This window comes from Vibrio sp. FE10, from assembly GCF_030297155.1.
Taxonomy (GTDB): Bacteria; Pseudomonadota; Gammaproteobacteria; order Enterobacterales; family Vibrionaceae; genus Vibrio; species Vibrio apostichopi.
Map to the genome: position 1 here is coordinate 1,683,702 of NZ_AP028068.1, position 21,413 is coordinate 1,705,114.

Here is a 21,413-nt window from a genome sequence, read left to right on the forward strand (position 1 = left end):
TGGAATCTATGATTACGCCAAAATTACAGTCGTAACCATCTGATATAAAGGCAACTCAATAATAAAATACACTTGTAACAAAGTGCTAACAAATGTATAAAAACATATCTACACTCTCAACTGTTCATAGATTTTCGGAGTAACGCATGACCCCCTCTATTTCCTCACATGCTGACAAGGCGCTACTCTCTGAAAGAATCAACAAATTAGCGCATGCTCTCTCAGATGGCGTTTACGAAAGAGAAGACACCATCAAGCTTTGTTTACTGGCGGCTCTTGCCGGTGAAAGTGTGTTCCTATTAGGCCCTCCGGGTATTGCAAAAAGTCTTATCGCTAAACGTCTCATTCAGGCTTTTGACAACAGTAGCTATTTCGAATATTTGATGACGCGCTTCTCCACGCCAGAAGAAGTGTTCGGTCCGCTAAGTATCCAAGAATTAAAAGACAACGGTCGTTATGTAAGATTGACTGAGGGCTACCTACCAACAGCGCAAGTCGTGTTCCTTGATGAGATCTGGAAAGCCGGGCCTGCAATCTTGAATACGCTGCTGACTGTCGTGAATGAAAAGACATTTAAAAATGGCGCAGACATCGAGCGCGTGCCTATGCGTCTATTGGTATCAGCATCTAACGAGCTGCCAGACGAAGACAGCGGCTTAGAAGCACTTTATGACCGTATGTTGGTTCGCGTGTTTGTAAACCGTATTCAGAACAAACAAAACTTCAAGTCAATGCTGACCACTGGCACATCTCAAGAAGCGGTAATCCCTAAAGGCTTGGCGATTACTGACATCGAATACCATCAATGGCAGAAAGAACTCGATAAGCTTGAATTGACGGATAACTCGTTTAACAAGTTGTTTGAACTTAAAACCATGCTGGAAGAGACCGTTAAGAATCAGGGCTCATCATCAGAATCTGACTTGTATGTATCAGACAGACGTTGGAAGAAAGCGGTCAAGCTATTGAAAGCGAGTGCATTCTTCAGTGGCCGTGATAGCGTGAACCCGCTGGATATTATGCTTCTGCAAGATTGCTTGTGGCACAGCCCAGAATCACGCGATGTGGTTCGTAGCGTGGTAAAAGACTTTGCATTAAACCGAGCTTTTGATCAGCAAGAGTCGAAATCTCAAATCGAGATGTCACGTGAAGAGCTCGAAGAGATTCAAGAAGATGTTGAATCGACGCTATCTGTTTCGCTCTCTATGGAGTCAACCAGCGGCTTGTTGCGTAAAGACGTTTATCAGAATGACATCAAGAACGCGAAAATGTACAGCGTGGGCAGTGCTTACAATCTCGTTAAACTGGTGATGTTGCAAAGCAATATGTCGGTTTCTGAATCTGAGAAAGGTGATAGCCGTTGGGTATACGTAGCCAAAGATGATTTTGACCGAGCGCTTAAAGAAGGTCACGGTGATATTTACGGTTACGTAAACGAAAACAAAAACCTATGCCGTTTAAAACTGGATTTGGACGCATCGAACCAATTAGTGATTAAAGATATTGCGAATCGCTCTGTATTGGTGAGTGTAGTGACTACCGACGGTTTAGACCAAGAATTGTATAACAAGTGGTTGAGTGGCGCTGAGAGAGCGTTAGAGCAGTTGACCGAAGCTGAATTCAAGTTAAAAAGAGTACGTACTGAATTCCATGATGCGTTACCTCATAACTACATTGATCCTGACCTGCCAAAGGCGATGGAAGCAAGTTTACAAGCTGTAACGCAAGATCTTGAAACCACGAAAGTGAAGAGTAGCAAGATCGCACAGCGCATTAAGTTCATGAGTCAGTACTTCGAGTAAGGGGAGAGCATATGTTAGGAGCAGACGGCTTAAACCTCGCTTTGATGGTGGCTGATTCAGGAATCATTGATACAGCGATGAATGATCTCATCGCTCGTTCTCAAGTCATGATGGCTGCTGAGAACAAAGGTGTGAAAACGTCGGTTAAAAACCACTTGGTTAAGTGGCGCGGTAAAGTGAAAAAACGTGTCACAAAGGTGTGCGAAACCGATCGATTCCAAGAAGAAATTGCACTGTACCAAGAGGTTATCTACTGGGATGAGCCCCAGTTTTTTGATGAGATTGACAGTGTCATCAAAAAATTGGAGTGGCACTCAGCGTTCTACCTTCAAGCAAGACGTTTAATGGAAAACAACAAAGGCGTTTATAACGCGATGTTTCCACATTACTTTTGCGACCAATGGTATCAATCACTATCAGAAGCGATCAAACAAGCGCAAGTAACCGAACTTGAAACCAGCAAAGAAAAAGTCTTAGCTGACCTCTATCAACGCATGGAAACCATGAAAAACATGGATAAAGTGACGGAGTCGGGTGATGAAGGCAGTGTAGGGCGCTTGTGGGACATGGCTTCGGCTAAGTTGAGCAAAACCGACTTAACGGTAATGAAGCGTCATGCGGAGTTTCTGAACAAGCATAAAGGCCTTCAAGATATCGCTGAGAAGCTAGGTCGTATGGCTGGCTTAGAAGACGATCCTTCTCTGCACAAAGCCCCTGTAGAAGAACTGCAGATGGTTGAAGAGAAAAGCGATGAAGCAGTCGATGATATTGTTGGGATTCATGAAAGTGATGACCTCAACAAGATGCTGCCAAACGAGACCATGTTCTTAGCGTACCCAGAGCTTGAGGTTATCTTCTACAAACACTTGGCTGATAAGCGTTTACTTAGCTATCGTTCACAAGGTAAATCTCGAACGCTACGTAAAGTGAAAGCTCAAAAGCCAGACAGCAAATCTGTGGATATTGAAAAAGGCCCTTTTATTGTTTGTGTTGATGCGTCGGGTTCAATGAGTGGTTTCCCAGAACAGTCGGCAAAAGCTATGGCTTACGCCTTGATGCAAATCGCCTTAGCTGAAGAACGCGACTGTTATGTGATTTTGTTCTCTTCAGAACACATTACTTATGAATTGACGCGACAAGACGGCCTACGTGAAGCCAGTGACTTCCTAAGTTACTCATTCCACGGCGGGACAGACCTTGAGCCAGTGTTAATGAAGTCGATTGATTTGATGATGGGCGACAAGTACAAGAACGCCGATTTAATCGTGCTTTCTGACTTTATCGCGCCAAAGCAGTCTGATGAAATGATTGCTCAAGTCGAGAAACTTAAAACGCATAAAAACCGTTTCCATGCAGTTAGTCTTTCTAAGTATGGTAACCCTCAACTTATGACCATGTTTGATCACTGTTGGTCGTATCATCCTAGTCTCGTTGGCCGCTTCATGAAAAAGTGGTAGTGAGCAAACACCTTAATTGAATCAAGTTTGCTGTATGCTTTTTGAATGAAAAGATCGAACATGCAGCAATTTGATTTAAATGTCAGCAAACAGAATTTAAATTCACATTTTTGTTTGACTATCTTCACTCAATCCGTAAAGTAGGCACCCGAACACAGCGGGGCTAACGTTTAGTCGGTTCTAACGTGTTGAAAAATGGCGCCTTGGCAGAGTGGCTATGCAGCGGATTGCAAATCCGTGGACCTCGGTTCGACTCCGGGAGGCGCCTCCATTCTATTTCTTATTTAATTCATGAGAAATTAAAAGAATGAAATTGCGATACTAGCTCAGTTGGTAGAGCGCAACCTTGCCAAGGTTGAGGTCATCGGTTCGAACCCGATGTATCGCTCCAAATTTTGTAATGTTGATTTATTTTGACATTAAGATGGTGTTTTACTTTTCAGTAATCGGCATCGCAATAAAGAATTGCGTGCCCTGGTGGTGGAATTGGTAGACACAAGGGATTTAAAATCCCTCGGCGTTCGCGCTGTGCCGGTTCAAGTCCGGCCCGGGGCACCATCTATTTGATTATTACCTTTTGTTTGATGATACTCAAAAGAGTTGTTCTCTTTAAACACTATTGAAGGCGCCTTGGCAGAGTGGCTATGCAGCGGATTGCAAATCCGTGGACCTCGGTTCGACTCCGGGAGGCGCCTCCATCATTCAGAAAAAACCAGTCCTCGTGGCTGGTTTTTTCGTTTCTGGCTTCTTCTCTTCTTCTCTTCTTGTTTCTTCATTTCTCCCCTTTATCTCTCTAAGACCCATACTATTTCGATGAAATCCTAAGTTGAACCTTTGTTGATAGACCGCTAAATAAATCAAAGTCACAATTAACCATAATGCTCAATTTGTTTCATTGTTTTATGGGATAACCCTAATTAAAACATGCGTATGAGTGATAGTGTCCCTCTTTATATTTCTTTAATTGTTCTATAAGAGGTTCTTAAGTATGCAATTTAGTCTAAAGAGGAAAATGGTTTTCTCTGTAGTTTTGGCGATTGCTGTTACATCTGCCATTCTTCTTTTCATGGGTTACAAGACTTTTCAAACAAACAGCTGGCAAGCAATAGAAAGTGAAAGTCGTAATACACTTCAAGCTCATGCTAAGGGCATCAGTGATTGGTTCTATGATAAGAAACAAGCAGTTCATGGGCTTAAGCAACAAGTGCAACTCAACCCTTCAATCGATATTGTTCCTCATTTACGTCAAACCTTGGTATCTGGTGGGTTTGGATTGAGTTATTACGGTAATAAAGAAGGTGAGATGTTCCGTCATGATCCTTCATTGAATAAAGCGGGCTATGACCCAAGAGTCCGAGGTTGGTATAAACAAACCTTAGCTGAGAACCGTGCAGTGACAACCAAGCCGTATGTGAGTGTGACGATGCAAACCTTGGTAGTGACACTGACAGACCCTGTAACCGAGAATGGATCGATCATCGGTGTTGTGGCATCAAACTTGGCATTAGACAAATTGATTGAAGACGTATTAGCCATTCAGGTTCCGGGGAATGGACGTGCGATTCTGATTGATAAGCAAGGAACGGTCGTTGCTCATCAAAATAAAGATTTCATTCTGAAACAAGTCAATGATATTGCGCCAGAGCTGAGTGTGTCTGGCTTGAACAGTGCTGCCCAAAACTTGACGACAATATTTACTCAAGTGGACGGTGCCGAGCGAGTCATCATGGCTGAGCCAATTAAAGGCACTGACTGGCTGCTTGTGATTGAAATGGATAAAGAAGTACTAGAACAACCTCTGTTCGATATGTTGATTATCCAAATCACCACCGGTTTGATTGTATTGATCGTTATGGCTGCGGCAACCTCATGGTTTGTGGCTCGTCAATTAGTTGAGCTGGGTCGAGTGAGTGAAGCATTAGCTGATATTGCGGAAGGCGAAGGCGACCTCACACAAAGACTACAAGTATCGAGCCAAGATGAGGTGGGTCAACTTGCCGATAAGTTTAATGTCTTCGTTGATCGGCTCCATCAAATGATGCAAAACGTCACGCAAGTTTCTACCGCGATGAACAGTGGTGCCGAGCATGCTAATACCAGCGCGATGAAGCGCAGTGATAGTGTGAGCAGACAACAAGATGAGATCACAATGGTGGCAACTGCTGTGACAGAAATGGCGACAGCAACAGCAGAAATCGCAACGAATGCCGAGAGCACGGCCAAAAGTGCGACTCACTCGGTGGAGTTGAGTGAGCAAGGCTTCCAACAGATGGCCAAAAGCCAATCATCGATCAATGAGCTTGCTACTGAGCTAACAAGTGCTGTGTCTATCATTAGCGAGCTTGAAGAGCATGGTCAGCAAATCGCGTCTATCTTAGCGACGATTCGTGAAATAGCGGAGCAAACTAACTTACTCGCGCTCAATGCGGCCATTGAAGCGGCTAGGGCAGGCGAACAAGGCAGAGGTTTTGCTGTGGTGGCTGATGAGGTTCGGGTGCTTTCTCAACGTACTCATGCTTCAACAGAAGAGATCGAAGACAAAATCAAACGCTTACAACAAGCGACCAATGGTGCGGTTAAAGTGATGACGCAAAGCCATGATATGGCCAAAACAAGCGTACACGACGTGGATATGGCCGGAGAGAGCCTAGCTCAAATCCGTGAAGCGATTCAGATGATCAGTGATATGGCGACTCAGATTGCTTCTGCCGCTGAAGAACAATCTTTAGTTACCGCGGAAATCAATGCGAATACTGAGTCTGTTCGTGAAGTCAGTGATGTGATGGCGCTTGATGCGACAGATGCTGTTTCGCAAGCCGACCAACTTAGCCACTTAGCTAACGATCTCAAACAGGAACTCTCAAGATTTAAACTTTAAGTTCAGTCAAAATCATACAGAGCACAAGTCGTTACAGGCTTGTGCTCTTTTTTATGTAGCCAGCGTTAACTTAATTCACTGTCTCAGTGCTTATCGAAGAAATCCTTGTTACGAATATACTTACTCATCAAGTGATAAGAGAAAGGTCTTATTAACCAACTGAAAATTGAGCGTCCAAGGCGTATTAATGTCGGTGTGTTTTCATAGATCCTGCCGTTATAGAGCCAAAGTACTTTCCCTACGTGCCAATACAACAGCGGCACGGGCGGCATGAAGGTGACAATATCGATGTCGCAGCAGATACGGTAAGTTTTCTTGCCCAAACGGTAGTTCTTTTTAAAACTCCAATCACCAATTGCAGGTTGTCCAAAAGTCACAATTCGTTTGATACAGCCTGGATACTTTTGGTCTAGGTAGTCAGCAAACACACAACCAATAGCACCGCCAGAAGAGTGGCCGGTGATAGAAATCCTTTTCCCTTGCTCTAACAAAGGTGTGAGCGTGGCCTCTAAGCGTTCGATAACGGTTTGCCCAAGCTTGTCTTCGTTACGACTTGGTTGGCTTTCTTGGAACATGAGATGATAGAAACCAGCATGAACACGATAGTTCAGCCCAATCCTTTTACAGCTTCTAGTCCATAGTGCAAAAGTGAGTAGCCAGTCAGAAACGCTGTGTGACCCCTTGATAACCACGACGACTTCATCTTTGTCGCTGCTCCATAAGACTCGAATCATGGTTTTGCCAAACTGATTCTTTATGATGCGCTGTCCATTCGGATCAAAACCGTAACGAGTTTGTTTGAAGACCCTAGGGTAGGCGAGGTTACAGAGCACGGCGTAGCGTTCATATTGGTATCGTTTTAGTGGCTTCACGTTGTCATTTCGTAATAGTCGTTACTTAAAACTCTAGCCTTTGAATGTGAAAAGCACATGAAAACGAGGGCATGTTTCCTTGATTCAATGGAATTGACAGTATTTTATGAGTCTGAAAATTGGAATTCGGCCTTTGAATTCCAGCTCAAACTCAAAATCTACGTATAAGAACCGTACAAGCTGCACTAAATTCATTCGTTTGAGCTCGATAATTAATCACTTGAATTGAAAGATAAAATTTACTGTTGACGAATTTTTTCTATCCGTTAAAGTACACCTCGTTCTCACGGCTTAGGTCGCAGAGAGATGGTGTTTTACTCTTCAGTAATCAGCATCGCATGATTGCGTTGCCCTGGTGGTGGAATTGGTAGACACAAGGGATTTAAAATCCCTCGGCGTTCGCGCTGTGCCGGTTCAAGTCCGGCCCGGGGCACCATCTATCTAGTTTCTACTTTAAGTAGAGTGTTGAACAAAGAGTGGTTCTCTTTAAACACTTCAATATATTTTTATGTTGATAAAGGCGCCTTGGCAGAGTGGCTATGCAGCGGATTGCAAATCCGTGGACCTCGGTTCGACTCCGGGAGGCGCCTCCATTCTCTTTCTTATTTAATTAATGAGAAATTAGAAGAATGAAATTGCGATACTAGCTCAGTTGGTAGAGCGCAACCTTGCCAAGGTTGAGGTCATCGGTTCGAACCCGATGTATCGCTCCAAATTTTGTAATGTTGATTTATTTTGACATTAAGATGGTGTTTTACTTTTCAGTAATCGGCATCGCAATAAAGAATTGCGTGCCCTGGTGGTGGAATTGGTAGACACAAGGGATTTAAAATCCCTCGGCGTTCGCGCTGTGCCGGTTCAAGTCCGGCCCGGGGCACCATCTATTTGATTGTTACCTTTTGTTTGGTAATGCTCAACAGAGTTGTTCTCTTTAAACACTGTTGAAGGCGCCTTGGCAGAGTGGCTATGCAGCGGATTGCAAATCCGTGGACCTCGGTTCGACTCCGGGAGGCGCCTCCACTATTCAAAGTTGAAAGGCCAGCAGAAATGCTGGCCTTTTTACTATCTGAAATTCCATATCCTCACGATTCCTTGAAACTGCTGACGTTTACTGTCTACTAAAGACATTTCAAGCTCCTTAATTCCTTAATTCCTAATCGGTCTAATGGCTTTGTTACTCTCTTATCTGTTTAAAAACTCTGGATGCGTGGATCGGAGTGGGGGTTGGTTTTGAGATAAAACTTAAATCAAACCTTTCCATTTACGAGTCTGCCAGCTGACTGTTAATCAGGTGTGATGTTTGTGAACAAAACAGACAGTTCGACGAGTAAGCTGACTGTGGTTTTAGTCATTAAGTTCTTCACATTTATACATAGTTACTCATGAACCTGTAACGCTTTCATCAGTTCTTACACTTCTTATGTCTATAAATGAAAATGATTGTCATTTACTTACGTTGTTGCTAGTCTATTGTGAAATATTACAACACACCTCGTAGTGCGTGAAATTGTATATAAACCGCCTCTAAGCCCTATAAAACCTACGGTTATTCGTTTGCTTTGCCTCAAAATTGACCACATCTACCTCTTTTGTTCTACCCCTTTTGGGTGGTTCGATTTCGTAATTGATTTACATCATATTTTCATTTTCTTTCATAATTCATTATTCGTGCAGTTAAGAAATATATAACCTTCAGGAATTCTTATGAGCAAGATGAAGCTAGTCGTAATCGGTAACGGGATGGTAGGCCATCGCTATATCGAAGATTTAGTCGAGAAGACAGATGTTGCTAACATGGACATCACGGTGTTCTGTGAAGAGCCTCGCGTAGCCTATGACCGTGTACACCTTTCTTCTTATTTTTCACACCATACTGCGGACGAACTTTCTTTAGTTAAAGAAGGCTTCTACGAGAAACACGGCATCAATATGCTCATCGGCGAACGTGCTATTAACGTTAACCGTGAGAAAAAGACTGTTTACTCAAGCACAGGTCGTGAAATTCAATACGACAAGCTTGTTCTTGCAACCGGTTCTTTCCCATTCGTTCCACCAATCAAAGGTCACGAAGGTAAAGACTGTTTCGTTTACCGCACAATCGAAGACTTGAAAGCGATTGAAGCAACCGCTAAGAACTCAAAGTCTGGTGTTGTTGTTGGTGGTGGTCTACTTGGACTTGAAGCGGCAGGCGCACTTAAAGCACTTGGCGTAACCACACACGTTGTTGAGTTCGCTCCTAAGCTAATGGCTGAGCAACTTGACCAAGCGGGTGGCAACCAACTTCGTCAAAAAATCGAACGTATGGGCGTAAACGTTCATACAAGCAAAAACACGCTAGAAATTGCTCCTGAAGGCACTGAAGCTCGTAACGTGATGCGTTTTGCAGACGGAACTGAGCTAGAAACTGATTTCATCGTATTCTCTGCTGGTATTCGCCCACAAGACAAACTTGCTCGTCAAATGGGCCTAGGTATTGCACCTCGTGGCGGCATCGAGATTAACGACCACTGTCAAACGACAGACAAAGATGTTTACGCAATCGGTGAGTGTGCGTCTTGGAACCAAACGTTCTACGGCCTTGTTGCTCCTGGTTACAAAATGGCGACCGTTGCTGTTGACCACGTTGTTGGTAACGAAAGCACATTTGAAGGTGCTGACATGTCTGCGAAGTTGAAGCTTCTTGGCGTGAAAGTAGGTTCTATCGGTGACGCAAACGGTCGTACACCTGGCTGTAAGAGCTACGTTTACCAAAACGAAGAGTCTGAAGTTTACAAACGCATCATCGTTTCTGAAGATAACAAGAAACTGCTTGGTGCCGTAATGGTCGGTGACACATCTGACTATGGCGACCTTCTACAGCTAATGCTGAATGAAATCGACCTGCCAGAGCATCCAGATGCATTGATTCTTCCTGCTCACGCGGGTGCTGAGAAGCCAACACTTGGCGCGGATTCTTTACCGGAAACTGCTGTTATCTGTTCTTGTTTCGATGTAACGAAAGGCAAGATCGCTCAAGCGGTTGCTGAAGGTCACCACACCATTGGTGATATCAAAGCCGTCACTGGCGCAGGCACAGGTTGTGGTGGTTGTATCCCTCTTGTGACTTCAGTGCTAAACGCTGAACTTGCTAAAGCGGGTGTGGAAGTGAAGAACGACGTTTGTGAGCACTTTGCTTACTCTCGCCAAGAACTTTTCCACCTAATCCGCATCGAAGAAATCAAAACATTCGATGAGTTACTAGAGAAGTACGGTAAAGGTTACGGTTGTGAAATCTGTAAGCCACTAGCAGGTTCTATTCTTGCTTCTTGCTGGGGTGAACACATCCTTAAGCCTGAGCTAGTAAAACTGCACGATACTAACGATAACTTCCTAGGTAACATCCAAAAAGACGGTACTTACTCAGTTATCCCTCGTATGGCGGGTGGTGAAGTCACACCTCAAACACTTAGCGTTCTTGCGGATGTTGCGGCTGAATACAATCTATACACGAAGATCACAGGTGCACAACGTATCGGTCTGTTTGGTGCTCAGAAAGATGACTTACCAGCAATCTGGAAGAAGTTAATCGCTGCAGGTTACGAAACGGGTCAAGCTTACGCAAAAGCACTTCGTATGGCTAAGACATGTGTTGGTTCAACTTGGTGTCGTTACGGCGTTCAAGATTCAGTTGGCCTAGGCGTGATGATCGAGAACCGTTACAAAGGCATCCGTACTCCTCATAAGATGAAGTTTGGTGTTTCGGGTTGTACTCGTGAGTGTGCTGAAGCTCAAGGTAAAGATTTAGGTATCATCGCAACAGACGCTGGTTGGAACATGTACGTGTGTGGTAACGGTGGTATGAAGCCTCGTCACGCAGACCTACTGGCAAGTGACCTAGACCAAGAAACACTGCTGAAATACATCGACCGTTTCATGATGTTCTACATCCGCACGGCTGCGCCACTACAACGTACTTCGGTATGGATGGACAACCTAGAAGGCGGCGTTGACTACCTACGTGAAGTGATTGTTGATAACAAACTTGGCATCAACGACCAGCTTGAAGCTGACGTGGCTGGCCTAGTGGGTAACTTTGCTTGTGAGTGGACTGACACTATCAACGACGAAGCTCAACTTAAGCGCTTCTCACACTTCATCAATGCTGATGACCGTGATGAAAACGTTGTGTTTGTTAACGATGGCCGTGAACAACACCGCCCAGCAACATTTACAGAAAAACACCCAGAAGCGAAGGGCGACATCCTTCACGTTGAACTGGTTTAATTGGGAGACGACATCATGGCATTTACCAAAGTTTGTAAGATCGAAGATATTATTCCAGGTACCGGTGTTTGTGCATTGGTTGGTGGTGAGCAAGTTGCTATTTTCCGCCCAACTAAAGCCGAAGAAGTGTTTGCTATTAGTAATACTGACCCGTTTTTCCAATCAAACGTTTTATCTCGCGGTTTAACGGTTGAGCACAAAGGTGAGCTTTGGGTGGCGAGCCCACTTAAGAAGCAACGCTTTAACCTAGCAACAGGGGTGTGCATGGAAGACGAGAACTTCAGCGTGAAAGCGTATAAAGCTCGTATTACCAAAGGTGCTGTTGAAATCTCAGCATAATCGAATACTTAACAAGATTTGATAGTTCAAGGGTTCTAGTTCCCAACATTGCCTTAGCTTGGCAACTAGAGCCTTTTCCTATCCGATTTTAACTTTTAATTTTAACTTTTTAAGGACAACCTTATGTCTCCTGATTTTAAACCAGCTGAATTCGTTCAAACGATGATCGATGTGGGTGAAGCGAAAACGAAAACGAGTACTCGTGATCTTCTGATTCGAAGCACAATGGCAGGTATCATTCTTTCTCTTGCTGTAGTTGTGGCAATCACGACTATCGTGCAAACAGGCATTGGTATTGTTGGCGCTCTTGTGTTCCCAGTGGGCTTCGTCATTCTAAGTGTAATGGGCTACGACCTAGTAACGGGCGTATTTGGCCTTGCTCCTTTAGCGAAATTCGATAACCGCCCAGGTGTGACTTGGGGTCGTGTTCTACGTTGTTGGGGTATAGTTGGCCTTGGTAACCTTATCGGTTCTCTAATCGTTGCGGTACTGGTTGCTATCTCATTAACGGGTAACTTCTCTTTAGATCCAAACGCAGTAGCACAAAAGTTCATTGCGGTTTCTACAGCTCGTAGCTTAGGTTTTGAAAACATGGGTATGGACGGATGGATCACGTGTTTCGTACGCGGTATCTTCTGTAATCTAATGGTATGTCTAGGCGTGATTGGTAACATGACAGCACGTACTGTGTCTGGTCGTGTAGCAATGATGTGGTTCCCAATCTTCATCTTCTTCGCACTAGTATTTGAGCATACAGTAGTAAACATGTTCCTATTCCCACTGGGTATGATTCTAGGCGCTGATTTCGGTATCGCGACATGGTTGAACTTCAACCTTATCCCTACAATCCTAGGTAACATTGTTGGTGGTCTTTTCTTAACATGTGTTCCTTTGTTCCTAACACACGCTAGAACTGCTCCTTCTCTAGGTGCTAAATAATTCTGAATACGGTGAAACGTAATTTAGTATGAGATTAAGAGCCCCAACATCATGTTTGGGGCTTTTTTAGTTCGAAAGCCCTTATATCATTGCGCAAAATACCTGCAATAGATTGTTTTGTTATAATTACTTCTATCTTCGTTAGTATTTAGACTGAATATTTAATTCAACACCTGATAGTCTAAGGGTTAAGGATTTGGATAAGTCATCATGAATACAGTGACTTATCACATAGATTGAAGCTTGAGATAAAACAAGCAAACCTTCGGAGCACAGCATGTCAGAAGTATCGTCATCGAATGTTAAAGAAGTAACCAAAGGATTGGTTTCATTAGTAGGAGCGGGCCCTGGTGACCCAGACTTACTTACCCTAAAAGCGGCACGTGTTATTCAACAGGCTGATGTGGTCGTTTATGACCGCTTAGTATCTAAAGATATATTAGCAATGGCTAACTCCGATGCAGAAATGCTGTACGTGGGGAAAAAGCTCGACCATCACTGTGTACCACAAGATCAGATCAACCAACTGCTCGTGGCTAAAGCGCAAGAAAATAAGCATGTTGTTCGTCTTAAAGGCGGTGACTCGTTTATCTTTGGTCGTGGTGGCGAAGAGTGTGAAACTTTAGCTGAAAATGGTGTGAAGTTTGAAGTAGTACCCGGTATCACGGCAGCTGCAGGCGCAACAGCTTACGCGGGTATTCCGCTTACACATCGAGATCACGCACAAAGCGTTCAATTCATTACGGGTCATCTAAAGAAAGACGGTGAAGATATTGATTGGCGTTCGCTTGCTCAACACAACCACACGATTGTGTTTTACATGGGTCTGAAAGAGAGCCCGAACATACAGAAGAACTTGCTTGATAACGGTATGCGAGCAGACATGCCCGTTGCGATTATTGAAAATGGTACGCGCCAAGAACAGAAAGTGTTCCGTGGTGGATTGAGTGACCTAGCCAATCTTGCGAGTGTCGCAAAAAGCCCTGCACTTATCGTTGTCGGTAGCGTTGCCCAGTTGCATGAAAAGCTTGCTTGGTTTAACAAGTAGCTTTCTGTTATTGAGTAGCTCTTTCTTATCAAGTAACGCTGTCTTATTAAATAGCGTTGGTTTATCAAACAGTGTTGGAAAGAACGAACAGCTTTAGTTTACCAAACTGCGTCTTACTTCAATCTGAATATCAAATACTGCAGCGGCTGCCTTGTCGCTGCATTTCTTGTTTACGCATCGGCATTTGATCGATCAGGTTAGTGATCAGGTTCCAGTCTGTTTTTCCGCTCCATCTGTGCTTCTCTTGCCCGTCTTTACCAATTAAAACAGCGGTATGCGACCCTTTCTGTATCTCATAGGTGCTGGTTACTGCCTCTAGATTAAACTCTTCATCAAGCCATGTCGGTACGGTGTAGCCGCTTTCTGCTATTACCATTACGACCACATCACGTTCGTCCAATTGACAGTTATTTATCAGTACTTCATTGAGAAACGCTTTCACGACAGAGTCTTCCGTCGGTGCGAAATAGATCACACTGCGATGGGGGAGTAATTTGGAATGGGAATAGGCTGGGTAGGCGTTTAACGAGTTGACTGACAGAATCATAAACATAACCGCGCTTGTTAATAGAGTTTTCAGTGATTTGGATAATGCTTTGGCTAATGCTGCACAGCAACGAGGCAACACTGACCCTTTGGTGTCGCTGCCAAAGCATGATCTGATTATTTGTCGGTACTGCATGTTCCACCTTCCTTGATAAACTCAAACAAGCTCTGAATAAAGTTAATAACAATTACGTTAAGCTAAGAATAGCTACGTTAAGCATAGCTAATGAGTTCATTTTTATTAAAGAAAGCGGCTCGCATTTTAGAGTTGAATAGAATAGGGTATACGGAAAATCTAAAGGTATGAATTTATGGAAAACATAGCAATTTTGGTCGACGTTCAGAACGTTTACTATACAACGCGCGACAAATACCGTTCTAACTTCGACTATAACCAGTTTTGGTATGTTGCCACGGAAGGGCGTAACGTGGTTGCAGCCAATGCTTACGCGATCTCTAGCCAAGATCCCAAACAGCGTCAATTCCACCATATCCTCCGAGGCGTTGGCTTTAATGTGAAGTTAAAACCGTTTATTCAGCGTCGAGATGGCAGCGCGAAAGGGGATTGGGATGTCGGTATCGCGTTAGATGCGATAGAGCTTGCTGAGACGGTTGATAAGATTGTTTTGGTATCGGGCGATGGCGATTTTGAAATCCTTGTTGAGCGAATCAAGGAGCGTTTTGGTAAGCCCGTTGAAGTGTATGGTGTTCCGGGGTTAACTGCTCAAAATCTTATCGATTCTGCGTCAAAATTTGTACCGATTGAAAAAGATTTCTTACTTTAGGAGAAATCTCGTATTTTATAATTGAAATCAATAATAACGATAATTAGAATGCAAACTATTATTATTTATCGGTTTGTATGATGTCGCGCGTTTTAGTTGTTGATGATGATATTCAGTTATGTGAATTGTTGGGCGAAGTCTTAGAAAATGAAGGGTATCACGTTGATACCGTTCATTGTGGTGAGTCTGCTCTTGAGTTCATTCAGTCTCACCCTGTTGATTTAGTCTTACTCGATGTAATGCTACCTAACCTCAGCGGTATTCAAGTTGCTAGGCGAATTTGCCAGCGATTTGCCACTCCAATTCTTATGCTAACTGCCCTGAACGACGATGCCTCGATGCTCGACGGATATCAAGCGGGTGCGGACCAATACATCGCCAAACCTTTTAACGTTCCAGAACTGCTGACCCGCATTAAGGTGATCTTGCGCCGCGTTGGTTTTGAGCGTCAGAGACAGTCTTTAGCTTCATCTAACCATGGTTTGTGTGAACAACTCTCTCGTTTACCGTTAACCGGCACTGAAAAAGATCTGCTTGATTATTTGGTCAAAAACGACGGGATTGTCGTATCTAAATCTGACCTGCAAATCCATGTCTTGAAGAAAGAGCTTTGTCCCTTTGATCGCAATTTAGATATGCATATCAGCAATATACGACGAAAGCTTGTTCAAGCGGGCTTGTCTAAGCAACACATCAAAACCGTTCGTGGTAAAGGTTATAGTTACCTAGAGTCGGTAGGGGTATGAGCCAAAAACTGCTGCGTTGCCCTGATTTTATTGCCAAGCGTAAGGATGGTTTAACTTTCCAGTTATTCAGCTACCTGACGGTGATTCTGGTAAGCATATTAATTCTTCAAGGTGTCGCGGAAAGAGCGTTGATGAAAGCCTTGTTGAAGGTACCTGAATCCGTTAAAGCTGAAATGCTCGACCTTGCTTATCAAGCTAATGTGCTGATTGAGGAAGGGGACATGGATGAGTTAGCCGATTGGGGTAATGCTCAAGGCTACTACCTGTTTGTTATTGATGAAAACAATCGACCCATTACCCATCGACACATGCATCCGCACTTTGAATTCAAACTCAAGTACCTGCGTACCTTAGATCATCAGCTGAGCGATCGTGTCAGTAAGCCTATATTCGGCTTGCCACTGAATAATGGCAATACGTTAGTGATTCAACTGCCGCACCAGTTTCATCCTGCTAAATCTTTTGCACCATACTCCTATATGTTGAAAGCCTTGATTGCATTGGTCGTCTTGTCGCTGTTCTCCATTATTATGGCGAAAAGTCTTCAGCAACCTCTGGATCGTTTAAGGGAGGCGAGTCGAAGATTAGCGCAAGGAGACTTCTCGGTGAGTGTTGTTTCTGAGCTCGATTCGACGACGCGTGAATTCAACGAACTTGCTCATGATTTTGATCATATGACGGGAGAGATTAAGTCTCTGGCTGAAAAGCAGCGTCGTTTGATTCGTGATGTCTCTCATGAGCTTAGAACGCCACTAGCAAGACAGAACCTCGCCTTGCACCTTTTGCGAAGTAAGGTGGATGAGAAGAGCATTAGCTTGCTTGAGCGAATGGAAAGCGAAACGGAAGAGATGAATAAGCTGGTGGGGGAAATCCTTGAATTCAGCCGCCTAGAAACGTCTCGTTATGACTCCAAGTTAAGCTTGATGCATCTTGAGCATTATTGTTCGATGCTCATTGCGCAGATGCAAAACGACTTAAAGCCAAATCAAACCTTAGTGGGCGATTTAGAGACGCCGACATCAATGGTTCATGTTGATGAGAGGTTACTTCTCAGAGTGATTGGCAATTTGGTTGGTAACGCAATTAAATACGCAGGTGAGAATGCTCATGTGGTCGTGACGACTTACGAATTGTTAACAGAAAAACGTTACAGTGTCATTTCTGTGGAGGATGACGGTGATGGCATTCCTGATAACAAGATTGCAGGTATATTCGACCCATTTACTCGCATAGAGTCAGCACGCGATAAACAGTCTGGTGGCTATGGCCTAGGCCTTGCGATTGTTAAAGAAGCGATGGGTGTGATGAATGGACAGGTTACTGCTGAGAATAGAGACGGTGGGGGGCTTAGAGTGAATCTTATGTTCCCAATCATCGATTAGATTCCTGCTGTTACCTGTCGTGCTCCATAGATAACGATGGCTGAAAGCGTGCTGAGAAACATTGCTTAGAAATATAGCTAAGAAATATAACTAATAAATATAGCTAATAAATAAAGCTTAGAAACATCGCCAAAAAAAAACGCCACTGCAGATGCAGTGGCGTTTTTGTTTATACGCTTTTCATTATCAGCTAAGGCATAGCCATTAATTACGCCTCAGCTTGAAGGTAAGAGCGACAGAGAAGCTAGATTATGCCTGTTGGCGTGCTAGCTTAACTTCTTCTTCTTTCTCACCAGCTGCCGGGTCATTGAAGCGAGACTCATCAAGAGAACCTTCAGACTTAGCAACGATGATAGTTACGGCACTATCACCTGTGATGTTTACAGCGGTACGAATCATATCAAGAAGGCGGTCAACACCCATGATTAGGGCAATACCTTCAAGCGGTAGACCAACTTGGTTCAATACCATCGCTAGCATAACAAGACCAACACCTGGAACACCTGCAGTACCAACAGACGCCAATGTCGCTGTTAGGATAACCATTAGGTAATCACCCATAGTCAGGTCGATGTTGTAAGCTTGTGCGATAAACGCAGTCGCAACACCTTGCATGATAGCAGTGCCGTCCATGTTCACTGTTGCACCTAGTGGTACTGTGAACGAAGCGACTTTGTTGTCTACGCCCATGCGGTTTTTAGCCGTTTCCATTGTTACTGGAATCGTTGCGTTCGAAGAAGCAGTTGAAAACGCAAACATGATTGCGTCTTCCATCTTACGTAAGAACGTAATCGGGCTTAGGCCTGTGAATCCTTTAAGCATCGCACTGTAGGTAACCAAACCGTGTAGAAGTAGGGTACCCGCAAGCACTAAGAAGTATTCAGCTAGGTTCCAAATTGCGCCTAAACCAAGGCCAGAAAACAGCTTCGCCATCAAGAAGAACACACCGTAAGGCGCAAGGTTCATCAGAAGAGCAACAAGCTTCATGATCACTTCGTTCAAGTCAGAGAAAACCGCTGCGATACGCTCGCCAGGTTTACCCGCTGCACTGATTGCAATACCAAACAAAACAGCAAATACGATAACTTGCAGCGTTTTGCCCTCAGCCATCGCCTGAATAGGGTTGGTTGGAAACATGTCGATGATTACTTGGCCCAAAGAAGGGGCATCAGCTGATTTGAAAGAGCTCGCAGCAGTAAGATCCGCACCAGCTCCAGGTTGGAACAGGTTACCGATAGTAAGTGCTAGAGTGATAGCAACGGCTGTAGTACCGATATAAAGTGCAAGCGTTTTGCCACCCATACGGCCAAGAGTTGATAAATCTTTAAGAGAGCTCGTACCGCACACTAGTGAAACGAAGACTAGAGGCACAACAAGCATTTTCAAACTGGCGACAAAAATCTGTCCGCCTACTTCAAAGAGTCCATTAACGATGTAGTTGTTAACAAATCCGTTGTCTGCAAAAAGGGATTGAATGGCAAATCCCGTCAATATGCCCACTACCATACCGAGGATAACTCGACCAGTTAGAGACATAGGTTTCTTGGTATTCATTTAGAACACTCCTTATTATTTATAACTTTGATACCTTTTCAAAGTGAGCGGGAGATTAGCAGTCGGTTAATCAAATCGAAAAACAAAAAATGAGTTTGAAATTATAGATGTGATCACAATCACTGATAATTGTGTAAATTAAACAAATGAAAACAAAATTATTCACCATTCATTTACATTTATCGAGGGTTTTATACATAAATCCGTCGTTTCAAAGGTAGTAAATAAGATAAGACAGTTTTCTTATCAATCCTCCCTTCTTAAATTGACCGAACCAATATCGCTGTTTCAAAAGATTTGACTCAGATAATTACTTTTTGACGTAAATACGCGTTAACTGTCTGTATTAAATTGGCTTTAATGAATTTCAAGAAACGACTTGTCGGCAGGCCTTTACAAAACTTTACGAATGCAAAGAATGTAAATTTAATGCAAATGGTAATAATTATCACTTATATTCTCTCCCGAAATGATTCAGTGGTACCGGAAACGGTTCAACGAGCACATCGAATAAATAAAAAGTGTTCGAATAAAAGAATAAAGCGGAGTAAAGGACATGTTTTCAAAGAGCCCATTGGCTTTAGTGATCGGCGCAGTATTAGCTTCACCAGCAGTATTGGCAGAAACAGTAAAAACAGACGAGCACATGGTTGTTGAAGGTCGTGACTACGGTTACAAGGCCGACACAAACACAACAGCAATGCGCATGGAGGCGACTCAATTAGAGACTCCGGGACAAGTTTCAGTAATCGATGAAAAAGTCATCGATGAACAGCGTGCAACAACGTTAGGTGACGTTCTTAAGAATGACGCGAGTGTAAGTGCTGGTGGTACAAGCCGTAACCGTGAGCGTTTTTCTCTGCGTGGCTTCTCTGTAGAGAGTTCTTCAGGTTTCCTAAAGAATGGCCAACAACATTGGTCTCATTACCGCCAACCAATCGAACTTCTAGAGCGTGTTGAAGTACTTAAAGGTCCATCAGGCCTTCTTTACGGTATTTCTGCACCAGGTGGTTTGATCAACATGGTAAGCAAGAAGCCAACTTACGATACACAAGTAAGCCTTAGCCAAGACATCGGCTCTAATGATCACACTCGCACGACTCTAGATGTAAGTGGCGCATTAAACGATGACGAAACTTTACGCGGCCGCGCAATTCTATCTAAAGAAAGCTACGGATCTTGGAGAACATACGGTGATGGTACTGAACCACAAACAGAGCGTTTTGTTGGTGGTGTCTTCGTTGATTACGATGTAACTGAAGACGTAACGGTTTCTGTTCACTACGACAAGACTAACGACGAAGGTAGCGTAGATTCTGGTGCACTATACACACTAGACGGCAACTTAGTTGGTAGCGACAAGCACATCTGGGATGCACAATGGTCACAGATTGAAAACGATGTTGAGAACGTAGGTTTTGATATTGCCGCTAACCTAACTGATACATGGTCAGTAAAAACAGGTTTCAACTACCAAGATTTCGAACGTATTGATATGGAAAGCTACCCAAGCTTTTCTAATATGAACCCTGATGGAACGGGTACTGTGACTCAAGGCGGCAATTACCGTCATGACAAATGGCGTTTTAGAACGGCTTACGTCGATCTAACAACAACTGCAGATCTTGCGGGCACAGAGCACCAACTACTATTCGGCGCTAACTGGTTAGGTTACAGCTATTACCGTGGTATGGATCGTTTCAGCAGCGGCGAATACGCACCAGATGCAACGGTACCAGCACCGTCAGTGGGTCCAACATCGTTAGGTAAGATGAGTACTTACGATACTTGGGGTTTCTACATTCAAGATCTGATTACTATCAATGACGAATGGCAAGTTCTTGCGGGCGCTCGTTTCGACCGTAAAGTAAGTGAAGGCGTTGCAGAAGAAAACGTAGCACCTAAGCTTGGCGTGATTTACCACCCAGCATCAAACGGTAGTATTTACGCTTCTTACTCTGAAAGCTTTGAACCACAAGGTGTTGTTTCTAGCGGTAGCCGAAATTACACCAACGATGGCGAACTTCTTGATGCTGCGACAGGTGTATCTTACGAAGTCGGTACTAAGTGGGAACTGATGGACGAGCGTCTATTCGTTTCAGGTGCGGTATTTGATATTACTCAAGAAAATATCTCGATGGATGTAGAAGACACTTCATCAGGCGATTGGACGAAAACACAAGGTGGCGAACAAGTTCACCGTGGTGCTGAGTTAGCCGCGCAAGGCTTTATCTCTGAAAAATTCTCTATGTCTGGTTCTGCAATGTACTTAGATGCAGAAATCACGAACCATGAAACGTATGAAGGTAACCGTCCAGTTGATGTGCCTGAGTTTGCAGCAAGCGTTTGGTCTACTTACGCAGCAACCAATGAGGTTGATGTAAACCTTGGTCTTATCTACGAAGGTTCTCGCTATGGTGATAGTGCGAACACGTTCAAGAAAGATGGCTATGCTCGTGTCGATATGGGTGCAGCATACACACTTAAGTACGATGACTCTCTAGACTTCGTTGCTCGCCTAACAGTAGAGAACGTATTTGATAAAGAATACCTAGCGGGTGGTGGTTCAACTTCTTCAAGTCACCAGTTTGCAGAAGACGTAGTAATTGGCGAAGGCCGTAACTACATGGCGACTTTACAGGTGAAATACTAATTTGTTAGTAGGGTACTATTACTAGCATAAATACTAAGGGGAAAGTTTCGGCTTTCCCCTTTCGTGATTCTGCTATTTCGTAAAATATCCCTAGTAATGTGAGTGACTTTTAATGATAATGAGACTGCTTATCAATAAAATTCATTTGA

The 21,413-nt window shown here is 43.7% G+C and carries 14 protein-coding genes and 9 tRNA genes; 20 read left to right on the forward strand and 3 right to left on the reverse strand.

Going from position 1 to position 21,413, the window contains the following annotated elements; genetic code table 11:
* Nucleotides 1-146 precede the first annotated feature (146 nt).
* From QUF19_RS24300 to QUF19_RS24330, 7 genes are all read left to right on the forward strand, one after another.
* Complete coding sequence (locus QUF19_RS24300) at nucleotides 147-1,802, forward strand: ATPase RavA domain-containing protein (protein ID WP_102433941.1); 1,656 nt, start codon at nucleotides 147-149, stop codon at nucleotides 1,800-1,802.
* Between the two features lie 11 nt (nucleotides 1,803-1,813).
* On the forward strand, nucleotides 1,814-3,259 hold the full coding sequence (gene viaA / locus QUF19_RS24305; RefSeq protein ID WP_286300513.1) for an ATPase RavA stimulator ViaA: 1,446 nt from the start codon (nucleotides 1,814-1,816) through the stop codon (nucleotides 3,257-3,259).
* 197 nt (nucleotides 3,260-3,456) lie between these two features.
* Nucleotides 3,457-3,530, forward strand: a tRNA-Cys gene (locus QUF19_RS24310).
* Nucleotides 3,531-3,574: 44 nt separating this feature from the next.
* Nucleotides 3,575-3,650: transfer RNA gene (locus QUF19_RS24315), tRNA-Gly, on the forward strand.
* Nucleotides 3,651-3,730: 80 nt separating this feature from the next.
* A tRNA-Leu gene (locus QUF19_RS24320) sits at nucleotides 3,731-3,817 on the forward strand.
* Nucleotides 3,818-3,883: 66 nt separating this feature from the next.
* Nucleotides 3,884-3,957, forward strand: a tRNA-Cys gene (locus QUF19_RS24325).
* A 290-nt stretch (nucleotides 3,958-4,247) separates the two neighbouring features.
* Nucleotides 4,248-6,137, forward strand: a complete 1,890-nt coding sequence (locus QUF19_RS24330) for a methyl-accepting chemotaxis protein (protein WP_434784926.1) — start codon at nucleotides 4,248-4,250, stop codon at nucleotides 6,135-6,137.
* Between the two features lie 83 nt (nucleotides 6,138-6,220).
* On the opposite strand, the gene QUF19_RS24335 is transcribed toward QUF19_RS24330, so the two are convergent.
* Nucleotides 6,221-7,009 (reverse strand): lipase family protein, encoded by a 789-nt coding sequence (locus QUF19_RS24335; protein WP_286300514.1) that lies wholly within the window; start codon nucleotides 7,007-7,009, stop codon nucleotides 6,221-6,223.
* A 349-nt stretch (nucleotides 7,010-7,358) separates the two neighbouring features.
* On the opposite strand from QUF19_RS24335, the gene QUF19_RS24340 reads away from it, so the two are divergent.
* The 9 genes from QUF19_RS24340 to cobA all read left to right on the forward strand — a co-directional run bounded on the left by QUF19_RS24340 (nucleotide 7,359) and on the right by cobA (nucleotide 13,598).
* Nucleotides 7,359-7,445: transfer RNA gene (locus QUF19_RS24340), tRNA-Leu, on the forward strand.
* A gap of 83 nt (nucleotides 7,446-7,528) precedes the next feature.
* Nucleotides 7,529-7,602: transfer RNA gene (locus tag QUF19_RS24345), tRNA-Cys, on the forward strand.
* A 44-nt stretch (nucleotides 7,603-7,646) separates the two neighbouring features.
* Nucleotides 7,647-7,722, forward strand: a tRNA-Gly gene (locus QUF19_RS24350).
* An 80-nt stretch (nucleotides 7,723-7,802) separates the two neighbouring features.
* Nucleotides 7,803-7,889: transfer RNA gene (locus QUF19_RS24355), tRNA-Leu, on the forward strand.
* Between the two features lie 66 nt (nucleotides 7,890-7,955).
* Nucleotides 7,956-8,029: transfer RNA gene (locus tag QUF19_RS24360), tRNA-Cys, on the forward strand.
* Nucleotides 8,030-8,713: 684 nt separating this feature from the next.
* Nucleotides 8,714-11,272 carry a nitrite reductase large subunit NirB gene (gene nirB / locus QUF19_RS24365; RefSeq protein ID WP_286300516.1) on the forward strand — a complete coding sequence of 853 codons (2,559 nt, stop codon included), beginning with the start codon at nucleotides 8,714-8,716 and terminating at the stop codon, nucleotides 11,270-11,272.
* Between the two features lie 15 nt (nucleotides 11,273-11,287).
* A complete protein-coding gene (nirD, locus tag QUF19_RS24370; protein WP_004731122.1) occupies nucleotides 11,288-11,611 on the forward strand; it encodes a nitrite reductase small subunit NirD in 324 nt (107 codons plus the stop codon).
* A 123-nt stretch (nucleotides 11,612-11,734) separates the two neighbouring features.
* Nucleotides 11,735-12,550, forward strand: a complete 816-nt coding sequence (locus QUF19_RS24375) for a formate/nitrite transporter family protein (protein ID WP_017109568.1) — start codon at nucleotides 11,735-11,737, stop codon at nucleotides 12,548-12,550.
* A 277-nt stretch (nucleotides 12,551-12,827) separates the two neighbouring features.
* Nucleotides 12,828-13,598: a uroporphyrinogen-III C-methyltransferase gene (gene cobA, locus QUF19_RS24380; RefSeq protein ID WP_286300519.1), complete on the forward strand. Its 771-nt coding sequence runs from the start codon at nucleotides 12,828-12,830 to the stop codon at nucleotides 13,596-13,598.
* Nucleotides 13,599-13,728: 130 nt separating this feature from the next.
* Here the strand turns inward: cobA and QUF19_RS24385 are convergent, their stop codons facing one another.
* Nucleotides 13,729-14,280: a DUF4174 domain-containing protein gene (locus QUF19_RS24385; protein ID WP_286300520.1), complete on the reverse strand. Its 552-nt coding sequence runs from the start codon at nucleotides 14,278-14,280 to the stop codon at nucleotides 13,729-13,731.
* A gap of 175 nt (nucleotides 14,281-14,455) precedes the next feature.
* On the opposite strand from QUF19_RS24385, the gene QUF19_RS24390 reads away from it, so the two are divergent.
* The 3 genes from QUF19_RS24390 (at nucleotide 14,456) to QUF19_RS24400 (ending at nucleotide 17,057) form a co-directional block, all read left to right on the forward strand.
* Complete coding sequence (locus QUF19_RS24390) at nucleotides 14,456-14,929, forward strand: LabA-like NYN domain-containing protein (protein ID WP_017076007.1); 474 nt, start codon at nucleotides 14,456-14,458, stop codon at nucleotides 14,927-14,929.
* 80 nt (nucleotides 14,930-15,009) lie between these two features.
* Nucleotides 15,010-15,675 (forward strand): response regulator transcription factor, encoded by a 666-nt coding sequence (locus QUF19_RS24395; protein WP_017104767.1) that lies wholly within the window; start codon nucleotides 15,010-15,012, stop codon nucleotides 15,673-15,675.
* On the forward strand, nucleotides 15,672-17,057 hold the full coding sequence (locus QUF19_RS24400; protein ID WP_286300521.1) for a sensor histidine kinase: 1,386 nt from the start codon (nucleotides 15,672-15,674) through the stop codon (nucleotides 17,055-17,057). Before QUF19_RS24395 ends, QUF19_RS24400 begins: the two co-directional genes overlap by 4 nt.
* Before the next feature lie 249 nt (nucleotides 17,058-17,306).
* On the opposite strand, the gene QUF19_RS24405 is transcribed toward QUF19_RS24400, so the two are convergent.
* Nucleotides 17,307-18,611 (reverse strand): dicarboxylate/amino acid:cation symporter, encoded by a 1,305-nt coding sequence (locus QUF19_RS24405; RefSeq protein WP_192890903.1) that lies wholly within the window; start codon nucleotides 18,609-18,611, stop codon nucleotides 17,307-17,309.
* Between the two features lie 556 nt (nucleotides 18,612-19,167).
* Here QUF19_RS24405 and QUF19_RS24410 point away from each other — a divergent pair.
* Nucleotides 19,168-21,264 carry a TonB-dependent siderophore receptor gene (locus tag QUF19_RS24410; RefSeq protein WP_286300522.1) on the forward strand — a complete coding sequence of 699 codons (2,097 nt, stop codon included), beginning with the start codon at nucleotides 19,168-19,170 and terminating at the stop codon, nucleotides 21,262-21,264.
* The last annotated feature ends 149 nt before the right edge of the window (nucleotides 21,265-21,413 follow it).